This window comes from Methylobacter sp. BBA5.1 (assembly GCF_000746145.1).
Classification (GTDB): domain Bacteria; phylum Pseudomonadota; class Gammaproteobacteria; order Methylococcales; family Methylomonadaceae; genus Methylobacter; species Methylobacter marinus.
This window is the reverse complement of sequence record NZ_JQKS01000027.1, coordinates 1-20239: the sequence shown is the minus strand read 5'-3', so window position 1 is coordinate 20239 and position 20239 is coordinate 1. Positions and strand designations below refer to the sequence as shown.

At 55.1% G+C, this 20239-nt stretch carries 21 protein-coding genes; 7 read left to right on the top strand and 14 right to left on the bottom strand.

Annotated features, from left to right (window positions below; all coding sequences use genetic code 11):
* Nucleotides 1–180 precede the first annotated feature (180 nt).
* Together EK22_RS16365 and EK22_RS16360 are read left to right on the top strand one after the other, a co-directional pair.
* A complete protein-coding gene (locus EK22_RS16365) occupies nucleotides 181–639 on the top strand; it encodes a hypothetical protein (RefSeq protein WP_051961935.1) in 459 nt (152 codons plus the stop codon).
* Complete coding sequence (locus EK22_RS16360) at nucleotides 636–1532, top strand: tyrosinase family protein (protein ID WP_036252700.1); 897 nt, start codon at nucleotides 636–638, stop codon at nucleotides 1530–1532. The genes EK22_RS16365 and EK22_RS16360 overlap by 4 nt, the downstream gene beginning before the upstream one ends.
* Before the next feature lie 288 nt (nucleotides 1533–1820).
* On the opposite strand, the gene EK22_RS16355 is transcribed toward EK22_RS16360, so the two are convergent.
* The 12 genes from EK22_RS16355 to EK22_RS16300 form a co-directional block, all read right to left on the bottom strand.
* On the bottom strand, nucleotides 1821–2246 hold the full coding sequence (locus EK22_RS16355; RefSeq protein ID WP_036252698.1) for a hypothetical protein: 426 nt from the start codon (nucleotides 2244–2246) through the stop codon (nucleotides 1821–1823).
* A gap of 2 nt (nucleotides 2247–2248) precedes the next feature.
* Nucleotides 2249–3220 (bottom strand): vWA domain-containing protein, encoded by a 972-nt coding sequence (locus EK22_RS16350; protein WP_036252696.1) that lies wholly within the window; start codon nucleotides 3218–3220, stop codon nucleotides 2249–2251.
* A complete protein-coding gene (locus EK22_RS16345) occupies nucleotides 3220–3780 on the bottom strand; it encodes an MxaK protein (protein ID WP_036252694.1) in 561 nt (186 codons plus the stop codon). Before EK22_RS16345 ends, EK22_RS16350 begins: the two co-directional genes overlap by 1 nt.
* Nucleotides 3777–4757, bottom strand: a complete 981-nt coding sequence (locus EK22_RS16340; RefSeq protein ID WP_036252692.1) for a vWA domain-containing protein — start codon at nucleotides 4755–4757, stop codon at nucleotides 3777–3779. Before EK22_RS16340 ends, EK22_RS16345 begins: the two co-directional genes overlap by 4 nt.
* Entirely contained in the window at nucleotides 4754–5644 is an 891-nt protein-coding gene (locus EK22_RS16335) for a hypothetical protein (RefSeq protein ID WP_036252690.1), read from the bottom strand. The genes EK22_RS16340 and EK22_RS16335 overlap by 4 nt, the downstream gene beginning before the upstream one ends.
* Nucleotides 5641–6495 (bottom strand): DUF58 domain-containing protein, encoded by an 855-nt coding sequence (locus tag EK22_RS16330; protein WP_036252689.1) that lies wholly within the window; start codon nucleotides 6493–6495, stop codon nucleotides 5641–5643. Before EK22_RS16330 ends, EK22_RS16335 begins: the two co-directional genes overlap by 4 nt.
* Before the next feature lie 3 nt (nucleotides 6496–6498).
* The gene (locus EK22_RS16325) at nucleotides 6499–7128 is read right to left on the bottom strand and encodes a hypothetical protein (RefSeq protein ID WP_036252687.1); all 630 of its coding nucleotides are present in this window, start codon (nucleotides 7126–7128) and stop codon (nucleotides 6499–6501) included.
* Between the two features lie 199 nt (nucleotides 7129–7327).
* Nucleotides 7328–8344, bottom strand: coding sequence for an AAA family ATPase (locus tag EK22_RS16320; RefSeq protein WP_036252685.1), 1017 nt, complete (start codon nucleotides 8342–8344; stop codon nucleotides 7328–7330).
* 445 nt (nucleotides 8345–8789) lie between these two features.
* Complete coding sequence (locus EK22_RS16315; RefSeq protein WP_036252683.1) at nucleotides 8790–9074, bottom strand: methanol dehydrogenase [cytochrome c] subunit; 285 nt, start codon at nucleotides 9072–9074, stop codon at nucleotides 8790–8792.
* A 13-nt stretch (nucleotides 9075–9087) separates the two neighbouring features.
* Complete coding sequence (moxG, locus tag EK22_RS16310; RefSeq protein ID WP_020158036.1) at nucleotides 9088–9564, bottom strand: cytochrome c(L), periplasmic; 477 nt, start codon at nucleotides 9562–9564, stop codon at nucleotides 9088–9090.
* 7 nt (nucleotides 9565–9571) lie between these two features.
* Nucleotides 9572–10426: a methanol oxidation system protein MoxJ gene (gene moxJ, locus EK22_RS16305; protein WP_036252777.1), complete on the bottom strand. Its 855-nt coding sequence runs from the start codon at nucleotides 10424–10426 to the stop codon at nucleotides 9572–9574.
* A 58-nt stretch (nucleotides 10427–10484) separates the two neighbouring features.
* A complete protein-coding gene (locus EK22_RS16300) occupies nucleotides 10485–12296 on the bottom strand; it encodes a methanol/ethanol family PQQ-dependent dehydrogenase (protein ID WP_020158038.1) in 1812 nt (603 codons plus the stop codon).
* 328 nt (nucleotides 12297–12624) lie between these two features.
* Between EK22_RS16300 and EK22_RS16290 the strand changes: the two genes are divergently transcribed.
* From EK22_RS16290 to EK22_RS16275, 4 genes are all read left to right on the top strand, one after another.
* Entirely contained in the window at nucleotides 12625–13281 is a 657-nt protein-coding gene (locus EK22_RS16290) for a response regulator (protein WP_036252775.1), read from the top strand.
* A 421-nt stretch (nucleotides 13282–13702) separates the two neighbouring features.
* Nucleotides 13703–14782, top strand: coding sequence for a Fic family protein (locus EK22_RS16285; RefSeq protein ID WP_200882615.1), 1080 nt, complete (start codon nucleotides 13703–13705; stop codon nucleotides 14780–14782).
* 240 nt (nucleotides 14783–15022) lie between these two features.
* Nucleotides 15023–15799, top strand: coding sequence for an ATP-binding protein (locus tag EK22_RS16280; RefSeq protein ID WP_036252771.1), 777 nt, complete (start codon nucleotides 15023–15025; stop codon nucleotides 15797–15799).
* Nucleotides 15800–16048: 249 nt separating this feature from the next.
* Entirely contained in the window at nucleotides 16049–17188 is a 1140-nt protein-coding gene (locus EK22_RS16275; protein ID WP_036252679.1) for a sterol desaturase family protein, read from the top strand.
* Between the two features lie 380 nt (nucleotides 17189–17568).
* On the opposite strand, the gene EK22_RS16270 is transcribed toward EK22_RS16275, so the two are convergent.
* Nucleotides 17569–17994 (bottom strand): DUF2383 domain-containing protein, encoded by a 426-nt coding sequence (locus tag EK22_RS16270; protein ID WP_036252677.1) that lies wholly within the window; start codon nucleotides 17992–17994, stop codon nucleotides 17569–17571.
* Nucleotides 17981–18895 (bottom strand): lipid kinase, encoded by a 915-nt coding sequence (locus tag EK22_RS16265; protein ID WP_036252675.1) that lies wholly within the window; start codon nucleotides 18893–18895, stop codon nucleotides 17981–17983. Before EK22_RS16265 ends, EK22_RS16270 begins: the two co-directional genes overlap by 14 nt.
* A gap of 456 nt (nucleotides 18896–19351) precedes the next feature.
* On the opposite strand from EK22_RS16265, the gene EK22_RS16260 reads away from it, so the two are divergent.
* On the top strand, nucleotides 19352–19933 hold the full coding sequence (locus tag EK22_RS16260) for an LOG family protein (RefSeq protein WP_020158049.1): 582 nt from the start codon (nucleotides 19352–19354) through the stop codon (nucleotides 19931–19933).
* Nucleotides 19934–20239 lie beyond the last annotated feature (306 nt).

The window sequence follows — 20239 nt, the reverse complement described above, 5'->3', positions numbered from 1 at the left end:
CTTTTGCCGGAGGAAATACCGCCGATAATTGCAAATCGTATTCTGAGATGGCCGCAATGTATGAACTTGATTATTTATTACGATTTTTAATTGTAATTTTATTGTTATTAAAGACCAAAAGTATGAAACTTTGAAATAGAGCTAGCCAGGCTTAATTTTCTCCCGATATGGGGATTCATCATGACCAAAAAGACTGATTCTTCCAAAGCCGCAAAGCCGAAAGCGAAATCCAAAAAGCGCAAGAAAGCGATAGGCAAATTCGATACATCAGTTCTGGCCCGCTACTCGCCAACCGATGAAATCAACTCGCATCCCGACTGGGTGAAGGAACAGTTTCCATCGTATATTTCTCCACATACCGGGCACGAAGCCACCGCCATCCGCGAATTCTCCCACGACGGGCATAAAGTCAAGATAACCACCACTTACCAGGTGGAAGTGGACGGGCAGCCGGTCCGCTCTCATTTTTCAGTAGATGAAGATGGCCGCGTATACACTCACGCCACACCATTTGTCACCTACGCTTCGGCCATCGATCTCATGAAGGCTGTCATCGACTATTACCCTGATTCGTTCTCCGATGTCGGTAGCAAGGCCGGCAATAAAGGGCAGGAACACGGGCACGGGAGGCATTCATGATCCGCCACAACTTTCTTAGTGATGCCACTGCGGCACGGCAGTTTATCGAAGGCGTCAATCGGCTCAAAGACCCTGAGCAGTTTCCATGGCCGGGCCAGCCTAACCTATCCATCTATGATGTTTTTGTTTTCTGGCACCATCAATCGATGATGCTAATGACACCTCCCGGCCAGACCGATCGGAACGCCGCACATTCCGGACCGGCGTTCCTGCCGTGGCATCGTTACTTTCTTATTGCCCTGGAAAGATTTTTACAACAGGCGGTAGATGATGCGAACTTTCGAATCCCCTATTGGGACTGGAATGCCGACGCTCAATTGACAAACCCAAACACATCATCAATCTGGGCCAATGAGAATCTGGGACAGTTCGTTGGCGGAAATTGGCGGGTCCGTCTGGCGATGAACCCGGTCACCGGTAATCTGCAGGTAGTGAATCAACAGCTGCAACGCAACCTTGGCGCTAGCGGCAGGCTTCCCACCCGAACCCAGGTGCGTACGTTCATCAGGAATCAGGTGGCGTACGACCAAATGCCGTTTAACTCATCATCCGCAAGCGGGACAAGGAATTATCTCGAGGGCTGGATTGGGGCGGCCGGCACACATAATAGCGTCCATGTATGGGTCGGAGGCGATATGCAATTGTCTTCGTCACCCAATGACCCGGTTTTTTTCCTCCACCACTGTAACGTGGACCGCATCTGGGCCGCATGGCAGGAAAGGCATCCTGCATCTTCATACGTTCCTGATATGGACGCGCCAGACTCACTTCAGTTTCATCGCATTGATGATGCTCTCTACAATGTGTTCGACGAGACAGTGACGCCCAGGCAAATGCTCGATTACAAGACGCACTATGAATACGACACGCTGGTCGACCTTATCGGCCTGTGAAGTACGAGACGGGGCAATGTCGCCCGTCCGAAACGCGCAGCCTTGATTAACGGGAGCATCCAGGCTCAAACATTGCGGAAATGTTAGCCTGAATATTTCACCACGAAGGACACGAAGGACACGAAGGCTTTTCAATTCAAATACTTAGAAATATTTCATGATGAGCTTATGAAGTTATCGGTGATAAATGATAACGCCATGATTTTCTTCGTGTTCTTCGTGTTCTCTGTGGTTCCATGAAATATCTGGGTTAGGGCCGCGGTTGAAAACCCCGTCCCGCTTGAAGCTTCAGGGCTTTTTCCTTACCAGATCGGCACAGCCGACAGTCGCTTCCTCCCCGGACTCGACATAGCAGGCGCTGACATGATCCTGGCTGAAAATACGGCCATGATTGTAGCCCTTGCTGTCCGCGCCCACCCAGGCAAACGAGGCGTTGTCAGGAAAAACCACCCCGAAAAAGCGCTTGGTTCCCCCGGCAAAAGCGAAATGGCCTTTGAACAGGCGCCCTTGCTGCTCGTCAATCTCGACCGTCTTGGTCCAGCTTGAATTGCCCTTTTGCTCTGAATAGGTGTTGTTTTCTCCGGTCCAGATGCCGACCAGGTTGGGGATGTCTTCTTTTTGCGCTGCTGAAAAACAGGCCGGACTGCTTGCCAGGGCTGCGGCGAACAGCAGCACGCGCGATGAAAAGGACGGGGTCTTCGTTAAGTTTTGCATAGTCAAACTCTGTTTATTGTTCTGTTTAAGTATCGTTTCAGCAGGCCGCCGTAAATCGGCAGCAACAGCGCCAGCGCCGCGACGGCCGCTTTCCAGCGCACATCGGCGTCCACCGGTTTCTGCACGGCGAATTCGGGCGTTTGCAGGGCCTCGTTCAAGGCATCGATATCGGTCAGCCGGTGATAGCGCAGGCCCGCTTCCGACGCCAGCTGCTGCAGATACGGCTCGCGCAGGGAGGCCAGGTGCTCGCTGCCCGTCGCCGCCTCCCGGCCGAACGGCGCGTTGCGGGCGTCGTAGCCTTCGATTTCCTCGGGATTGAGGTTGGATTCGCCGAACGAGGAACGGTGCGGCACATCCTCGGCGCTGTAGAACCCGGCGGCTTCGCCTTTGGCGTTGAATTTCGGGATGGGCACGGGCTGCAGGCCGCCGACGCCGAGGATCATGCCGTCCAGCTTGCCCTTGATCGCGGAAAAATCGGTGCGATAGCGCGGATTGACGGGCGGGGCTTCCTGTCCGTCGGTCACGAACACCACTTCGGAATCGCCGTTCCGCAGGATTTCCAACGCGCTGAGCAGGCCGCCGGCGACCCGGCTGTCCGCCGCCCAGGCCATGCGCCAGTCCAGTTCGGCGATGGCGGCGTCCAGCTCGGCGAAGCCCGAGCAGACTTCGATCGGCTCGAACAGCAGGGTCGAGCGCCGCTCGGTAAATATGCCCAGACCGACTTTCGACTGGCACGGCAGTTTCGGCAGCAACTCGCGCAGCGTCTGTTTGACGTAATGCAGGCGGCTGACGGGGCCGTCGTCCAGTCGGTAATCCTGAGCGTTCATGCTGCGGGTAATATCGACGATGAAGGCCAGGTTATAGACCGGACGCTTCTGCCGCTCACGGGGATGCACGAACAGCGCCAGCATGGCGGCCAGCGCCAGGACCAGGCACCAGAAGCGGTAATCCTTGTGTACGCCGGAAAAGCTCATCAAGGCAGGCCTCTGGGAAAGCCCGGCACGGTCGTCCACGGCTTCGATTTGCGGTTGTCGGGACTGTCGTCCTGGATGTTGACCCGATCCATTTCCGGCAGCAGGCGCATGGCGACCTCGAGGTTGTATTTGGCGTCCCAGAACCGGCTGTCCAGCGCCAGCGCCTGCCGGTAGGCCTGCTTCGCCAGTCCCGCCAGCGGCAAGGCTTCATTGAAATGTTTGGCTTCGGCTTGTTCGACCGCCTGCTCCAGATAGACGTTGCCGAGGTTATAGCGGATTTTGGCCTGCAGCGCACGGTCGCCCGTATCCATGATCAGGCTCAGCGTCGCCAGGGCCTCGTCGTAACGGTGCTTGTTCTTGAAGTAAACCGCTCTCGCCAGCCTGACTTCCGGTTCCGCGCCGACCAGTTTGCCGATATCGATATCATGGCCCGAAGCCAGCTGCTGCATCCAGGCGTTTTCCCGGTCGATCCGGTACAGTGCCCACAGTTCATAAATAACGGCGAAGCTGCTCGCCGCCAGCACGCCCCACAACGCGGCGTTCCTCAAGGTTCTTGTCACCTTCTTACCTCACACAGTTTCAAAGCCAGCAGCACCAGCATCAGCCCGGCTGCCCACTGATAGCAGAGCCCCGACAAATCCTGTCTGGGGATGCGTTCACGGTAATGCCGGGGCAGGTGTTCCAGCCGATCGATGTCGGCAATGGCATTCTGCAGGGCATCCGGACTTTCCGCCTCATAAGCCTGATAGGGAATGTTCAGGCTGGTGAAAAACTTGTGCAGATAGCGCTCCGGCATGGCATCGGCATTGTCGTTGCGCGAGTCCGTCGGCAATTCGTAAATGCCGGGGCTGTTGGCCGTGCGCAGAAAAATCCAGTACAGACGGATCTGCTGCTGCTTGAACCATTGCCGAAGCTGCAGTTCGCTGTCCGGATCGATGGCCGCCGCCCCGTCGGACACCAGCAGCACGATGCGCGAGCCGGTCAGCTCCCTGTTGTCGAAAAAGGACACGGCCATGGCCAGGCCTTTGCTGATATTGGTATAGGCGAGCGCGGGCGCGGCGGTGGCGTTGATGGCCGCCTGGATTGCCTGCTTGTTTTCCGTCAGCGGCAGCACGAACAGCGGCGAAGTGCTGTATTCGGCGATGCCGAGCATGTCGTGCGGGCGCCCGGCGACGAATTCGGTCAGCAGGCGCCGGGCCGCCGCAGCCTTGGATTCTTCCGCGCTGTCCGGCGCTTTGCCTGCGAACGTGTTGTCCATGCTGTTGCTTCGGTCCAGCAACAGGACGATGTTGGCGCCGTGGCCGATGCGCTCGATGCTTTGCTCGGTCCGGTGCAGGCCGGCCAGGCCGAGTACCAGCGCCGCGATCGTCGCCATGCCGAGTATGCGCAGCAAAACGGTCAGCCCGGTGGAAAAGGCATCGGGCGGCAGCATCGCCAGCCACGGATAAGGGCTGTGCCGCACTCCGTCATCGAACAAGGGCCATAGCATGAACAGCAGGCCCGCCAGGACCCACGGCGTCTCCACGGCAAAATTCATCGGCTGCCCCGTTCGATCTCGCGGCAGGCCGCGCAGAGCTTTCTCAGCCGGCCCAGGGCTTCCGGACCGGGTTCGGCCTCGCCGGCGAAGAAATAACGGTTTGAACAGTTGAAGAACCAGTCCAGCTGGTCGCCGAGTTGCCGGTACTGCGGATGCTGCCGGTAAAAGCCGGCCAGCTTGTGTTTGAACAGCGGCTGGCGATTGAGCGCGTTCAGGGCCTCATGGAACACCGTCAGGCCCTGCTCCAGCTCCTGGCCGGACAGGCGCGCCAGTTTTCCGCCGGCGCGCTTGAAAATGCTGCGCCGCGGCAGGCCTGGCAGATAACCGTACAAATAGGCCAGAGCCGCCCCGCTAGCCAAGGCGATCAGCCCGGCGACGAGCAAGCCGAGCACCGGACCGTCGGTCCGCAGCGCGGGCGGCAGGGCGTCGGGGCGCTTGTATTCGCCGGTGTCGTCCATTCTCACTGCCAGCTCGCGCAGGGGCGACAAGGTAAAAGGCCAAGCCGGCACGGCCTGTTCGGCGGTCTTGTCGCCTTGCCCGAGCACGAGGTTGAAGCCCGGAATGGTCAGCATTTTGACTTCATTGGGAGCATAGAAGACCTGATAGGTCAGGTCGATCGTATAGCGGAAACCGCCGCCGGCCCTGCTTTCTTCGACCTTGATATCGTTGAGGTTTAGCCAGCGGTTGAGCGCGCCTTGCCGGGGCAGGCTGCCGGCTTGCAGCTTGACCCCGTTGCGGGTTTCGACCCGGATGCGGTGCTGAATCTCGTCGCCGATGACATAGCCGAACGGGCGCGGCGTAAGCAGTTCGACATCGCTGACGGCCGGCCTGTCCGAGCAGCCGAGCAGCATCAGCGACAGCAGGATGCCGGTCAATAGGGTTCTCATGCGGCCCTCTGTTGAAAATAATGATCGATGTGTTCGGCCTTGTAATGCCCGTCGATGAACAATGGCTCGGTCCCGAAGGCGCGGAATGCCTGCTGCAGCTGCCGCCGGCGCTGCTCGAAGGCGCGGACGATTTTCTGCTTTAGCGCCGGGCGCATGAACAGGGTGCGCGTCGCGCCGTTTTCCATGTCCTGGAATCTGATCAGCCCCCAGGGCGGGAGATCGAGATATTCGGCGCTGTCCCACAGCACCAGCGGGATCACGTCGTGCCTACTGAGTCCGTGCATGAGTGTTTTGAGCCGGTCCGTGCCGAAATGAAAATCGGACAGCAGAAACACCAGCGCCCGGCTCGCGGGCAGCAATCGCGCCGTTTGCGGCAGGCTTTCGCAGCCTTGTGCCAGGACATGATTTTCCAGATTTTTCGCCAGCGCCCGAATGCGCCCCATCTGCCGGCAGCCCGGCAGCAGCCAGCGCTGCTCCAGCTGTCGTCCGCAGCCGATAAAGCCGAAGCTGTCGCCGTAACTGAAAGCCGAGCTGGCGGCCGACAATAGAAAATCGATGAGGATTTGTTGTTTGTTCAGGCTGCCGGAAAACGACATCGACGCGGACAGGTCGGCGATCAGGTAGACATCGAGCGTGCTTTTCTGCTGGTAGACGCGCACCTGATAGCTGCCGAACGGGTCCAGCACGCTGGCGCGCAGATCGATGCGCCGGGGGTCGGGCGCCGCGATCAGCGGTTCATGGCGTTTGAACAGCTGGCCGCTGCTGACCATCTGTCCCGGATGCGCGCCGGGAAAAACGCTGCCGGCGGGACCGGCCAGCCGGTAGCGGAAGGTTTCTGGGGCGATTGTCATGATTTATTGCTGGCTCGCTATCAGATACATGACGGCGCCGGTGAAGACGGTGTAGGCTGGCAGGCTGTACTTGACCGGCCAATCCAGGATCAGTCCGACCAGCCCCGAATAGCTCCGGTCGTCGCGGTTGTAAATCCCCTCGCCGATCAGCCAGTACAGTGTGTTTAAAATACCGAGTGCGAGTATGGAGAAAAAGCCGATATCGTCGATCAGCAGCGATTTCGAGGCGAGCATGTGGTCCTTGTCGCTGAAGTGCAGCCAATGCGCGGCCCATATGCCGACAATCAGGGCGCCGACCTTGAACGCGATCAGACAGAAGGCCTGGGTGATGCGGCGCAGGTAATGGGAGACCTGAACGAGCGCGGGCAGCCGGCGCGCCAGAAAAACGACAGGCAGCGCCATGGAGAACAGCAACAGGCCGGTAACGCCCAGCAATACCCAGAACCGGGTGCTGACGGCTTCGTTGATGGCGCCCGTGTAATAGGCCGCGTAGGACGCTTCCGCCAGATGGTCAAAGCCGTCGGCAATAAAAAAGCAGATGAAACTGACGCCGGCCCAGGTCAGGTACTGTTCGGTCAAATCGCCGATTTCCGTTTTGGGTTTGATTAAATCAAAGTATTTTTTAACGCTCATGGGTTGCTCACCTGGATAGCTATCGCTGTTACTGTGTAGGTGCGAATTCATTCGCACTTAAAGTATCTCAGGTCGAATGAATTCGACCCTACAGAGAACTGTAGGGTACGCATTGCGTACCATGCCGGGCGTTCCAATTGCCCAGCCACAAAAGGTACGCAATGCGTACCCTACCTTTTCAACTCTGACATCCATTCAATCACGGTGCGGCGATCTGGTTGAGAATGCCGTCGATCAGTTCGGGCATCAGTTCGTCCTTCCGGTAGGCGTACATCGGGCTCAAAAAGATGCGATGCGCCATCGTGACCTGATAAACCGCCTGCAGATCCTCGGGCAGCAAGGCATTGCGGCCTTCCAGCCAGGCGCGGACCTTGGCGGCGCGGATGAAGTAGCTCATGCCGCGCGGACTGGCGCCGGCCTGCAGCAGCGCGCTCATGTCCACGTCGGACAATTCGATCCCGTAATCCTGCGGATAATGCGAGGCTTTCCACAACGCCAGGGCGTAGGCGCGCAGCTTCGGCGTACCCTGTATATTCTCCTGCAGCATGACCGCCAGATCGTTGAGTTCGTAATAAGCGATGCCGCCGGTTTCCATGCCGGCAACAAGCCGGTCGACGTCATGGAAGCGCTGGTTGAACATCAGTTCATCCAGTACCGCGTCGTCCGTCGGCGTCGCCATGCCGATCTCGAACATGAAACGGTCTTTCGCGGCGGCCGGCAGTTCGAAGGTTTCCTCTTTCTCCACGCGGTTGCGGTCGGCGAACACCTGCAGGTGGGGAAATTCGTAATCGCGGTTGAAGGCGTTGATGCTGCGCTCCGCCATAGCTCTGAGCAACAGCGAATGCACCTGCGGACGGGCGCGGTTGATTTCGTTGAAAAAGAAAGTAGCCAGCCGGCTGCCCTGCTTCAGCAGCGGACCCGGATCGACGCGCGGCTTGCCGGCTTCGTCCAGGTAGGTATAGTAGACGAGATCGGCGGGCATCAGATCGATCGTGCCCTCGACGCGTTGGTAATCGCCGCCCAGGCCATGGGCAATGGCGCGCAGCAGCGTCGTCTTGCCGACGCCGACCTGGCCTTCCAGCAATACATGGCCGCGCGCGAACACGGCGAGGACGATATTGCGGACCACGGAGGGCTGGCCGATCACAATTCCGTTGATCTGTTGTTCGAACTGCAGCGCCTTGTCGCGCCAGTCGTTGAGCTGGTTGTCTGTCATGTTTGGCTAACAAAAAAATCTCCGTTAAGGGGAGGTTCTTAACGGAGTAAGTATGGTTTACGTCTTTGGCTAAAATCAGCGCTTATGTAGGGGCGAACCTATGTGTTCGCCCTTGCCCAACGGTTATCCCTCGGCCAATGGTTTCCCGGTAACCTGTCGTGCACCGGACACAGGGCGGACACGCAGGTCCGCCCCTACGGTCCATCCCGGAATCGGAAATGGACCTTGCCGATGTTAAAATTCATCATACAAGGGGCGAATACCCTAAAGGGCATAAATGAATTCGCCCCTACACGCGCTTGCCAAAGTTCGGGGAAGTCATCCTCCGCCGTATCCTTATCTTTAAAATGCATGAGGAATGAAGCCTGAGGCAAAGCCTATCGCTTCAGGCTTCGGTGCAGGACAAACATGAGAGGGGGCTCGTGCCTGTCCTTAAAGGAAATCCTTATTCGATATCCTCTACGTCATAAACAAACTTGCCGGTTTTGCTCAAGTTCTCCCAGCGTTTCTCATTGCGGGCTTCCATTTCCTGGATGGATTGTGATTGTTTATTCAGTTCGTTGGGATCGTGTTTCGGGTCGTACTTGCTGCCCGCCACTTTATCCGGATAGCCTGGTTTAGGTTCCCAGCATACGCCGGGTTCCTTGCAGTTGGTGCCGTCATAGGCCGATGCGGAAAATGACAGTGTGGCCATAAGACTTGCGGCACCGAGTAAAAGTAATTTTTTCATTGTCGTGTCCTCGTTATTTTTTTAACCATTTGGCTTTCTTTGGATCACCATTGTAGATGTCCCGCAAAAAGGCCATGATATGCAGCATCTCATCGGTGCTGAAGTTGACGTATTGCGGCCCCATCATGCCGTTGGCGCCGCCGAACAGCAGTTCGAACAGGCCCTTGTCGGTGGCGTTGGCCGGATAGGTCCAGTAGTCGTCGGCCAATCCCGGCCCCAGCTTGCCTTCCGCTTCATGGCCGTGGCAGCCGGAGCAGCCCGTCATGTAAAGGCTTTTACCCTTCTCGACCGCTTCCTTGTCGCCGTTATAGGGGTTTTTGCCAGTCTCCATGAACTGCTTGAACGCCTCGGTGTTACCGCCGGATTTGGCGACGCTCATGTCCAGCACTTCGCCGGTGATGGCATGGTGCAGCGTGATCTCCGCCTGCGCGCCGGCGCTGGACAAAGCCAGAACCGCGAATGCGGCGGCTGTTAAATAATTATGTTTCATTTCTTTGTTAATCCTGTTTCTTCATGGCTAAAGCGGGTTCCGTTTCGGGCAGCAGGGGAATCCCTTCTGCTTCCAGAATCTGCCTTATATCGTGTTGTCGTTTTTCGATGACCTGGTTCAATTGCGCCAGCAGGGCTTCCTCGCCTTTGCGCACGCCCATGGAGGTGCTGTAGTGAAAGCCCACCTTCTCGCCGTCGGCGCGGGTATTGTTGTCAGGAATCACCGTCACCTTCAGCGGCGTTGTCGCTTCCTTGACATAACGGGCGCTGGCAGGCCCCCACAGCACGGCGACTTCGGCACGCCCCGAGGCGACCTCGGAAACCAGTTTGGCGTTGTCGTACTTGACGTACTGGTTGCGCCTGGACTTGTAGCCGACCAGTTCCTGTTCGTAATTGAACATGTCGTTGTAACGCCCGATCGCGCGCATCATGACTTCAGCCGGCGAACCCGGCACATAAGCGATACGCTCAGCCTTGCGCAGGACTTCGCTGTCCCAGTTCCGCAGGTCCAGATTGTCGTTCTGGCGCGTGATGAACACGTAGCCGGACCGGTAATAAGGCCGCGTGGTCAGTACCCGCGGATCGCCGCTATCCATGCCGATGGAAACGTCGCAAAGCCCTTTGTCCAGGTAATCGCGCAGGTAGAAGCGCGGATCGGTCCAGGTCACGTATTCGACTTTCCGGCCCAGTTCCTCGCCGACCAGTTGCGCCAGCTTGTTCTCGAAGCCTTCCCCTTTTTTATTGGAGTAAGGCATTTCGTCTTCCGCGGCGCAGACTTTCAACGGTTCCTGAGCAAAAGCGCCGGATGCCGCAAAGCCCAGCGCCAAAGAGAGAGCAGTTAAGATAGTTACTTTAAATGACATATTGTCCTCGTGGTAATAGCGGGCGAAAAACATCCGCCCGCCCTACGTTTTCAGATACTTAAAGCGAGAACACCATGACGCCGCCGCCCATCTGGGTATAGTGCGCCAGTTCTTTGAACGCACCGACCGCGCCGAGACCGGCTGTCGGATCTTTCAGGTCGAATACCAGACCGACGCCGGGCCAGCCGCCTACGCCGTAGTAAATCGCGACATACTGCTTGCCGTCGTGTTTATAGGTAATCGGATGGCCGATCACGCCGGAAGGCAGCTTGAATTTCCACAGCTCTTCGCCGGTTTTGGAGTTGAGCGCCTTGATGTAGCCGTCCAGCGTGCCGTAGAACACGAGGTCGCCCGCCGTTGCCGTGGTGCCGCCCCAGACCGCGAATTTTTCCTGGACTTCCCATTCGAATTCGCCGGTGACCGCATTCATGGCCTTGACTTGACCCAGCGTGCCTTTAGGTCCCGGATACATGTTCAAGGTCGCGCCGACGAAGAACTGGCCTGCGCGGTAAGGCAGCATGAACGGTTCCCAGTCCATGCAGATGTGGTTCACGCCCATGAAGAACAGTTGTCTGTTCGGGTCGTAGGACTCGATGCCCTGATTGTGGTAACCCATGGCCGAAGGACAGATGCCTTTGGCTTCGTGGTCCATGTGTGTCGAATATTCGGGATCACGTACCGGCAGACCGGTTTTCAGGTCCACGTGCTTGACCCAGTTGACGGTGTTGTCGATTTTGAAGGCATTGACCAGATCGCCGTTTTCACGGTTCAGGGTATAAACCAGGCCGTTGCGGTCAGGATGGGTCAGCAGTTTGGTCATTTTGCCGTTGACCATCTGCTCGGACAGGCCCATGTAGTTGACGCCGGCGTAATCCCACTCGTCGTGAGGCGTTTTCTGATAGCCGAATTTCGCTTCCCCGGTATCGATGTCGCGGCCCCAGATGGTCATAGTCCACTTGTTGTCGCCGGGGCGCATGGTTTCATTCCATGGCGCCGGGTTGCCTGATCCGTAGTAAAGCATTCTCAGGTCAGGATCATAAGCGTACCAGCCCCAGTTGGTGCCGCCGCCGATTTTCCAGGCGTCGCCTTCCCAGGTCTTCAGACCCAGACCGAACTGGCCGTAATGCGGGTTGGCGCTGTTGAAGTCTTTCGACAATTTGATGTCTTCATCGGGACCGGTCGCGAACACGCGCCAGGCCTGCTTGCCGTCCTTGATGTTATAGGCCGTCGCATAACCCCTGACGCCCAGTTCGGCGCCGGACGTGCCGACAATGACCTTGTCCTCGGCGACAAACGGCGCGACAGTCAGGGTCGAGCCCATGGCGATGTCGGAGTTTTCCATTTTCCACAGTTGTTCGCCGGTTTTCGCGTTCAGTGCGACGATATGGCCGTCAAGCTGGTTAAGGAAAATCGTCGCCGGATAATTCTTGCCCTGCGGTGCATAAGCCAGACCGCGGTTAACCACGTCGCAACAGGCTACCGCACGGGCCGCCGGATTTTGCTTGGGCTTGTATTCCCACAGGATTTTGTCCGGATCATTCAGGTCGATGGCGAAAACGTTGTTCGGATAAGGCGTATGAACATACATGATGCCGTCGACGACCAATGGCCCGCCTTCGTGGCCGTTCAGCACGCCGGTTGAAAAAGACCAGGCTGGCTTCAGGTTCTTGACGTTGGTGATATTGATGTCATACAACTCGCTGTAATGCGTGGAGCTGTAATCCTTGGTCTGCATCACCCAATTGGTGTTCTGGCGCGACATCTGGTCCAGCTCTTTATTGGCTTGCGCCGGTTGCGACAAGGCCAGCAGGATACCCGACGCCAGCGCCGTAGTCGTCCCCACATGACGAGCAAATTTCGAAATCCGCATACTTCCTCCAGGTTATTGTTATGCACTGATTAGTAAGGCCTAGCCTTAACGCGCCGATGTGTTTATTTGTGTCAACTTGCAGCAATCAGCTTTCTTGATCAAAACGTAATGCCTTGGATTTTCGGCGCGCAAGGCTATGCTGGGCGGAAATGATACGGGAGGCGGCTGTGCTCGGGTTACGGAATAAGCCCCGAAATGACCGGGAAAATTGCGCCAAATACCCATGAAATTTTCCCCTGTACAGCCCGCATCGGCAAAACGGGAAAAGCTCCCATATTTTTTACCGCGCAAACCATGCATCATGGGCGAATTTGTAGGGGGTAACCGAGTGTCAAACAAGATCAATGTATTATTGGTGGACGACCATGCTGTCGTCCGGGCAGGCTACAAGACCTATCTGGCGTTATCCGATAACATCGGCAAGATTTATGAAGCGGACCGGGGCGAGACGGCCTGCCAGCTGTTCAGCCAGCATCAGCCGGACATCGTGGTGCTGGATCTGTCGATGCCGGGCATCGGCGGTTTTGAAACGATCAGACGGCTGCTAAGCCGGGACCCGAACTGCAAGATCCTGGTGTTCAGCATCCATGACGGCCTGGTTTATGTCACGCGCGCCATCAAGGCCGGCGCCAAAGGCTACATCACCAAAAACAGCATGCCCGAAACACTGGTGACGGCGGTCTGCAAAATCGCCCGCGGCGGCACGTATGTAGACCCGGAACTGGCCCAGCAGCTGGCGATCACGATGGGAACCGGGCACGACGATTCGGAAAAGATCAGGCTGCTGTCGCCCCGGGAATTCGATGTCTTCTGTCTGCTGGCTCGGGGCTACAACACGCACAAGGCCGCCGAAAAACTCTGCCTGAGCTACAAAACGGTCTGCAACCATGGCACCGCGATCAAGGAAAAACTGGGCGTGACCACGATAGCCGAGCTGACCTTGCTGGCCGGTCGGCAGGGGATATTGGAGTATGAGGTGGAGTGAGGACTGATGCACCTGCTGCGGTCAAACTCGATGGATTCGAACCAGCGGATCGATATAAATGCCGAGCTATCTTCCGAGACGATGGATGCGCCTCACGGCATCGGCAGCATCCTGATAAAGCCAACGTACTTATCGCGTTGATAGCCTCCATGCGACTTGTTCCAGCTTTAGTTCCTGGCGTTGATAGACACGCTCTCCGCCTCTAATTATAATTAGAACGAATATCTATCTGGACATTTTTTTAGACATAAAATATAAAAAATTATTACAACTATTTGTATTATAATTATTTTTAATTAAAAAATTATGGACATTGTTGGAGACATAAATTGTGATATTTTCCCTTGAGGAATATGAGGATTATCTAGCTCGCATAGAAACTGACCGTTTCGGGCCATTTGATTTGCAAATAGGCTGTAACATGCAAACTTTGGAAACGCTTTTATTGCGGGTGAATGATGCCCATCAGCGCTTTCACACCTCACCATTGTCGCCCATTGCCAATCATTTAGAAAAAGAAGTCATCGTCAGCAGTGTTTTCGGCACCAACAGTATTGAAGGCGGCGCGCTTAGTAAGACCGAAACACAATCAGCACTGGAACTCGATCCATCGAAAATTCAGGACATCGAACAACGCCGGGTCCTTAACCTTAAACAGGCTTATCAATTAAGCCGTCAGGCGGCATCTGATCCCAACTGGCAGTTGGATGTGGAATTTATTAAAACCATGCATGCCGCCATAACCGACCAATTACCTCATGAGCGCAACCAAGCTGGGGTTTTGCGCGATAATTCAAAATCAATCACCACTTATGTCGGTGATCCGGCACATGGTGGACGTTATAAACCGCCTCAATACGGCAAGGATATTATCAAGCTGTTGGAAGCCCTGGTGGACTGGCACCAGCAACTGAAGGACCAGAAGATTCCCGCGCTGATTCGGGCGCCTTTGGTGCACTTGTATTATGAATTGATCCACCCCTTCTGGGACGGCAATGGCCGTGTCGGCCGCGTGCTGGAAGCCACGCTGCTCCAAGCTGAGGGTTTTAAATACGCGCCTTTTGCTCTGGCGCACTATTATTTTGAAAACATAGACAAATACTTCGCCCTATTTAATCTGTGCCGCAAACAGGCCATGAAAAAGCGCCCTTTTCCCAATACCGCCTTTGTGGAATTTTTTCTGCAAGGCATGTTCATCAGCCTGAATAAATTGCATGACCGAGCCAATAATCTCATTAACATCTTGCTGTTTGAAATAGAAATCAAGCGCCGGTATGACCAGAAAACAATTAACGCTCGGCAGTACGCCATTGTCAGCCAAGTCTTGAATACGGGACCGATTCCGTTATCAGTCTTACGGCAAGCGCCTTGGTACATGGCCCTGTATGAAAACCGAACTGATAAAACCAAGCGGCGGGATTTAACCGCTCTACAAGAACAAGGGCTAGTGAAGCTGGATAATGAAAAACGGCTTTGGCCTGGATGTTTTGATATAGCGTAATCAAGCCCTCTTTCCTTGCTCTATTGTCACAATGTTTCCGTGATTCGCGCGAGTCTACAGCTCGATAGGATGCATTGGGGAGCGGCAATCGCGATAAATGCGCCTCCTGGCGTCGGCAGCATCCTAATAAACCCAGCATTCGGAACCGCCCATGCCTGCCCGCCCGGTTCTCTGATTGCCTTCGCCGAATTGAATAGCATACAATCCAAGACACCCTCAGCAACCTTTAAAACAAAACCGATGATCGACTGGAACACCACTTATGCGGCCATCTGGCGCCAGCGCCAGGCCTACTTACGCCCGGTTCGGCATACAGACCCGATTCGCCTGCGGCAGTTATTAGGGATTGATGCTCAAAAACAACAGCTGATAACCAATACCGAACGCTTTCTGGCCGGGAAGCCTGCCAATAATGCCCTGCTCTGGGGCGCGCGCGGCACCGGCAAATCGTCTCTGGTCAAAGCCTTGCTGAACGACTATAAAGATCGGGGATTGCGCATCATCGAGGTGGACAAGGAAGATCTTTTATACCTGCCGGAAATCGTCGACGACATTCGTGAGCACGATCACCGTTTCATCATATATTGCGACGACCTGTCTTTCGAAAGCGGCGACAGCCTCTACAAGCCGTTGAAAAGCGTGCTGGAAGGCTCCATCGAACTGCCGCCGGACAATGTGCTGTTTTACGCGACGTCGAACCGCCGGCATCTGTTGCCTGAACACATGCGCGACAATCTGGAGACGCAGCTGGTGAACGGCGAAGTGCATTATTCCGACGCCATCGAAGAAAAAATCTCGCTCTCTGACCGGTTCGGCTTGCGTCTCGCCTTTTATCCCCTGCAAACCCCGGACTACCTTCAGATTGTCGACAGCTATTTCTCCGGGTTCACCGGCGATCGGGAGACCTTGCACAAGGCCGCGCTGGATTTCGCTCATCAAAATGCGGCTAAAAGCGGGCGTACTGCCAGGCAGTTTTTTAACGCTTATAGCCAATCGCCAGCGATTGATAATTTTTGACCGGCGCCACCACTTCTTGCCCGCAACGCCTTATCCACTGAACCGGGCCGGCAGGATGTGTAGCCCAAGCTTCCGACGAAGAAGAAACGCATCAATAGCGATCGATGCGCTTCTCTTCAACTGTGCTCAGAACAGGTCTGACGCCGGCAGTATCCTATCGACCCGCGCATTCTATCGTGTTGCGCATATAAGGCTCTGTCGCTGGATATTCAAATAATGATAGTTTTTAATTCAAAAGAGTGATAAAGAATGATTAATCAATTACGTCGGGCGCTTCGATCTGATTTGGAATCACCTGTGGAGGCCAGATCTTTTGGCTCGGGATGGATTAGCGGCGTGGGCGCTTTAGCCTTATCGGTTGTGGCTTCAGGTGTTATTTTAAGCGCGCACTTCCCGGATTTGCTTGCCGCTCAGCAATTTCGAACATTGTATGAACAATCCTGGTTCGACTTATTGACTCAGGGCATCATGCTATCCAGCTTTTTATTGGCCTGCATTAGCCTGGTTCTGCGCCAGAACAGAATTTTAGGTATCAGTGCCATTGTTTTGGTATTCATGGCGTCTCTCATCGGCAGCATGCCGACAACACATGATTCGACGGCCTCGACCGCCATTATCAGCCTGGACTGGTTTGTATTAAATCTCTTGATGACCGGTATCGTGTTTATTCCATTGGAAATCTTTTTTGGCCGGTTACGCGATCAACCCTTATTCAGGAGTGAATGGCGCGAAGATCTGCTGTATTTTCTGATTAGCAGCCTGCTGGTGCAAACCTTAACGTACCTGTCGCTATGGCCATCGAATACCATAGTTGCCCATACCGACTGGAGCGCCTTCCGCCATGCGGTCGGATCGCAACCTGTCTGGCTTCAGTTTATCGAAATCATGTTGTTAACGGATTTCATCCAATATTGGTTTCACCGGGCTTTCCACCGTATCCCTTGGCTATGGCGCTTTCATGCCGTGCATCATTCAGCGCAAAAAATGGACTGGCTGGCCGGTTCCAGAATGCACATTGTTGAAATCATTGGTTTGCGCAGCGTCACGGTCATTCCCATGATGACATTTGGCTACCAGGAAATAGCCATACAAGCCTATCTGTTGCTGGTCTATCTCTATTCCACTTATCTTCATGCGAATATCCGGTTCAATGTGGAATGGTTAAAGCCTTTCATTGTGACGCCACGATTTCATCATTGGCACCATGGTATTGAGGAAGAAGCGATTGACATCAATTTTGCCATTCACTTTCCATTATTCGATCGCTTGTTCGGCACGTATTATATGCCTAGCCATGAATGGCCCGGCGGTTATGGCATTAAAGGCCATCCGGTACCGAATGGCTACCTGAGGCAAATGGCTTATCCCTTTCAAAAATCACAGCGTTAGGAGTGGCTATCATCATCGGCCGCAATGATCGTTTATTGAAGCTGATTTTGATTGACCCTCAACACTGGCCTGTGAGAGGGGAAATTTGTGGTTCCGGCATCCAGTACGAGGAGATGCCGGACCTGTAAACACCTGATGAAGCATTGCAACGGACAAGCCGCTGTTTCTCTGCCGGCTTCCGCAGCCAGGCGATACAGTGGGGAATCCATGATCCAACGGTATCTCGCGGCAAAATTTGGCCCAAATTCTTGCCGCCCTTAAAAATCCCCCAGGCATTGCAAGTTACAACCTCGCCTTTCGCTTTGGCAATAACATTTCCAGCTCGCATGAAACTGGCTGCTGGAAGCCGTCCATGCGCTGAACCAGCCATTATCAAACGCTCAGTTCCCCCTGTCCTTCCTCGCTTCGGCTACCGATTTTTCAAGTTCGCGCAATATGGCCAGTGTCTCCGCATCGAAATCCAGTCTGACGGCCTCGCTGATTTCCTGAAGCAGCTGTGAGTCGAGTTCGTCCAGACTGTCCAACAGCACATCCTTTTCATCCCCGGAAAATGTGGCTTTCAATTGGGTAAGCATTTCCTCGACCGCCAGTTTTTCAGGGTCAGGCGCGGACGGCATGTCCCCGAGCTTATACATCTGCGGCGCCAGCTTATCGACAATCCTTTCCCGCTCCAGCGCCAGCCTGTCGAGCAAGGTTTTGATCTGTTCATCATCGCCGGCGTCCGCGACCCAGCGATAATGATCGATCGATCCGCGGCTGGAGTTGATGACGGTGTCAAGCGCCACCTGTTTTTCAGTCCTCAGCATTGTCCGCCTCCTCCTGTGTGAAATATTCATCCGGTACATAGACCTGCAGACTGTTCGGCCGCAGTTCGAAATAAGCGGGGGTCCAGGAAACAGGTTCCCCATCCGCGCATATCGGCATTTTTCTTGAAGTATCTATTCGGATGTTCTCGCCGCCGCGAAGCCAGACGCCTTCCCGGCCTTTCAACTGGCCGCCCAGAATGACCACTGAATGACTGAGAAAACTCCAGAAGCTTTGCGGTTCCAGACTAAAAATTCTCAATTGATGGTCATCGACCGACGCTGCCTGGGATAACGCCATACCGCCGCCATAAAACCGGCCGTTGGCGACGGTGATATGAATCGAGCGTATGCGAATACCTTCTCCATCACAGACGATATCGGCATGATAGGGACGCATCGAGTTAAATGCATCGATCAGACTTCTCGCATAACTGAACCGTCCCCAGCGGGATTTAAGGTCACGGGTCAAGCCGCGGTTTACTTTGACGCCCAGTCCGATATGCGCGGCATTTACAAACCAATGGCCATTCACCCTGGCCAAATCTATGGCATGCAGGCGGCCGTTGGCGATGATGGCCGCGGCGGATTCGATGGATTCCGGAATTTTCAGGGTGCGGGCCAGGTCATTGGCCGTACCCATCGGCAAAATACCCAGAGCCAGGCCACATTCGGAAAGCGTGCCCGAAGCGGCGCCCATGGTGCCGTCACCGCCGGCGAGAATCACGCTATCGACCTGATCACGGTGTTGCCTGATCAAGTCATTGATCCGGGCGGGATTTTCAGCTTCCTGTTCGATCAGGTTAAGTCCCGCGTCTTTAAGAATCTTAACGGCGCCATTAAGCTCATTATCGGCTTTGCCACTTTTTTTATTGGCGATAAAAAGCGCATTTCGTCTAGTCATTCAAGCCATTCCTGTAAGGGTACATCATGACGGCAATGTGAACATTCCGGAGTTCCGCGGCGCTGCATGGAACTCAAGCGCAGACTGCAATAACCGGCCGCGTCAAATCGGCAATATCTGATAGACAATTTTTTCGCCGAATTGTTTTAGGCAATTTACCGGTGCGGCAGGCTGTGCCGGGCAGCCATAGGCGATGAAGTAAAATGCATCAATCGCGACCGCTGAGCCTCCCTTCGAATTCGCGGACGGGCCTTCCGCCGGCGGTCTGCTGAAAACCAACCTTTTCCCATTGTGCCCAACCCGCCCCGTGCGATAAGCTGCACAGTCCGGCAGCCCCACAGCAGGCGCTTTAAGGCGTTCAGTACGGGCCTTGCACCAGCAATAGGCTATAAGCCGTCATAGCTTATCGCGCGTGAAATCAAGCACCATATCCCATCAATAAAAAGGATCAGATTCATGAAAAGTATTTGCGTATACTGCGGCTCCAGCCCCGGCAGGCAAGAAGCGTATTCAGACGCCGCCCGCGAGCTTGCCCGGTCGCTGGTCGATCGAAATATAAGACTGGTTTACGGCGGTGCCAGCGTCGGCATCATGGGCTTGCTGGCGGACACCGTGCTGCAACTCGGCGGCCAGGCCGTGGGAGTAATCCCCGAAGCACTGGTGCGGCGGGAAGTCGCGCACAAGCGACTGACCGAACTGCACATCACGCAATCCATGCATGAGCGCAAAATGCTGATGGCCGAGCTTTCCGACGGATTTATTGCCTTGCCCGGCGGCATAGGAACGCTTGAGGAACTGTTCGAGGTTTGGACATGGGCACAACTCGGGCTGCACAAAAAGCCCTGCGGCTTGCTGAACATTGCCGGCTATTTCGATTCGCTGGCCACGTTCTTGGGCCATGCCGTCGCGGAACAATTCATCAAGCCAGCGCACCATTCAATACTGATCGTTGAGCGCGATTCAAAGGCACTGCTCGATCGCTTCGGCGGTTATGAACCGCCGGCCGTTACCAAGTGGGTCGACAAGGAAGAGACCTGAGAGGCTGGCATCTGTCTGACCGATACGGCGGTTTTTCTGGTTCCCATGCTCCTGAGAGTGTGAAAGAATTAGTGAAAAACGTCATAAAAAGCCTTATTCACCACGAAGATCACGAACGACTGCAGGGATGCAGGAGGTAGAGCAACGCAGGAGCAGTTGCCGAGGACACGAAGAAAAAATTAACTTAATCAAAAACTTAAAACTTCGTGCTCTCGATTGCTGTTCCAGACGCAATTCTACCGCCTCCATAATCCCCATGGATGGGGTGAATGCAGAGAAATGACGGGATCATTTCCTGTCCTTGGA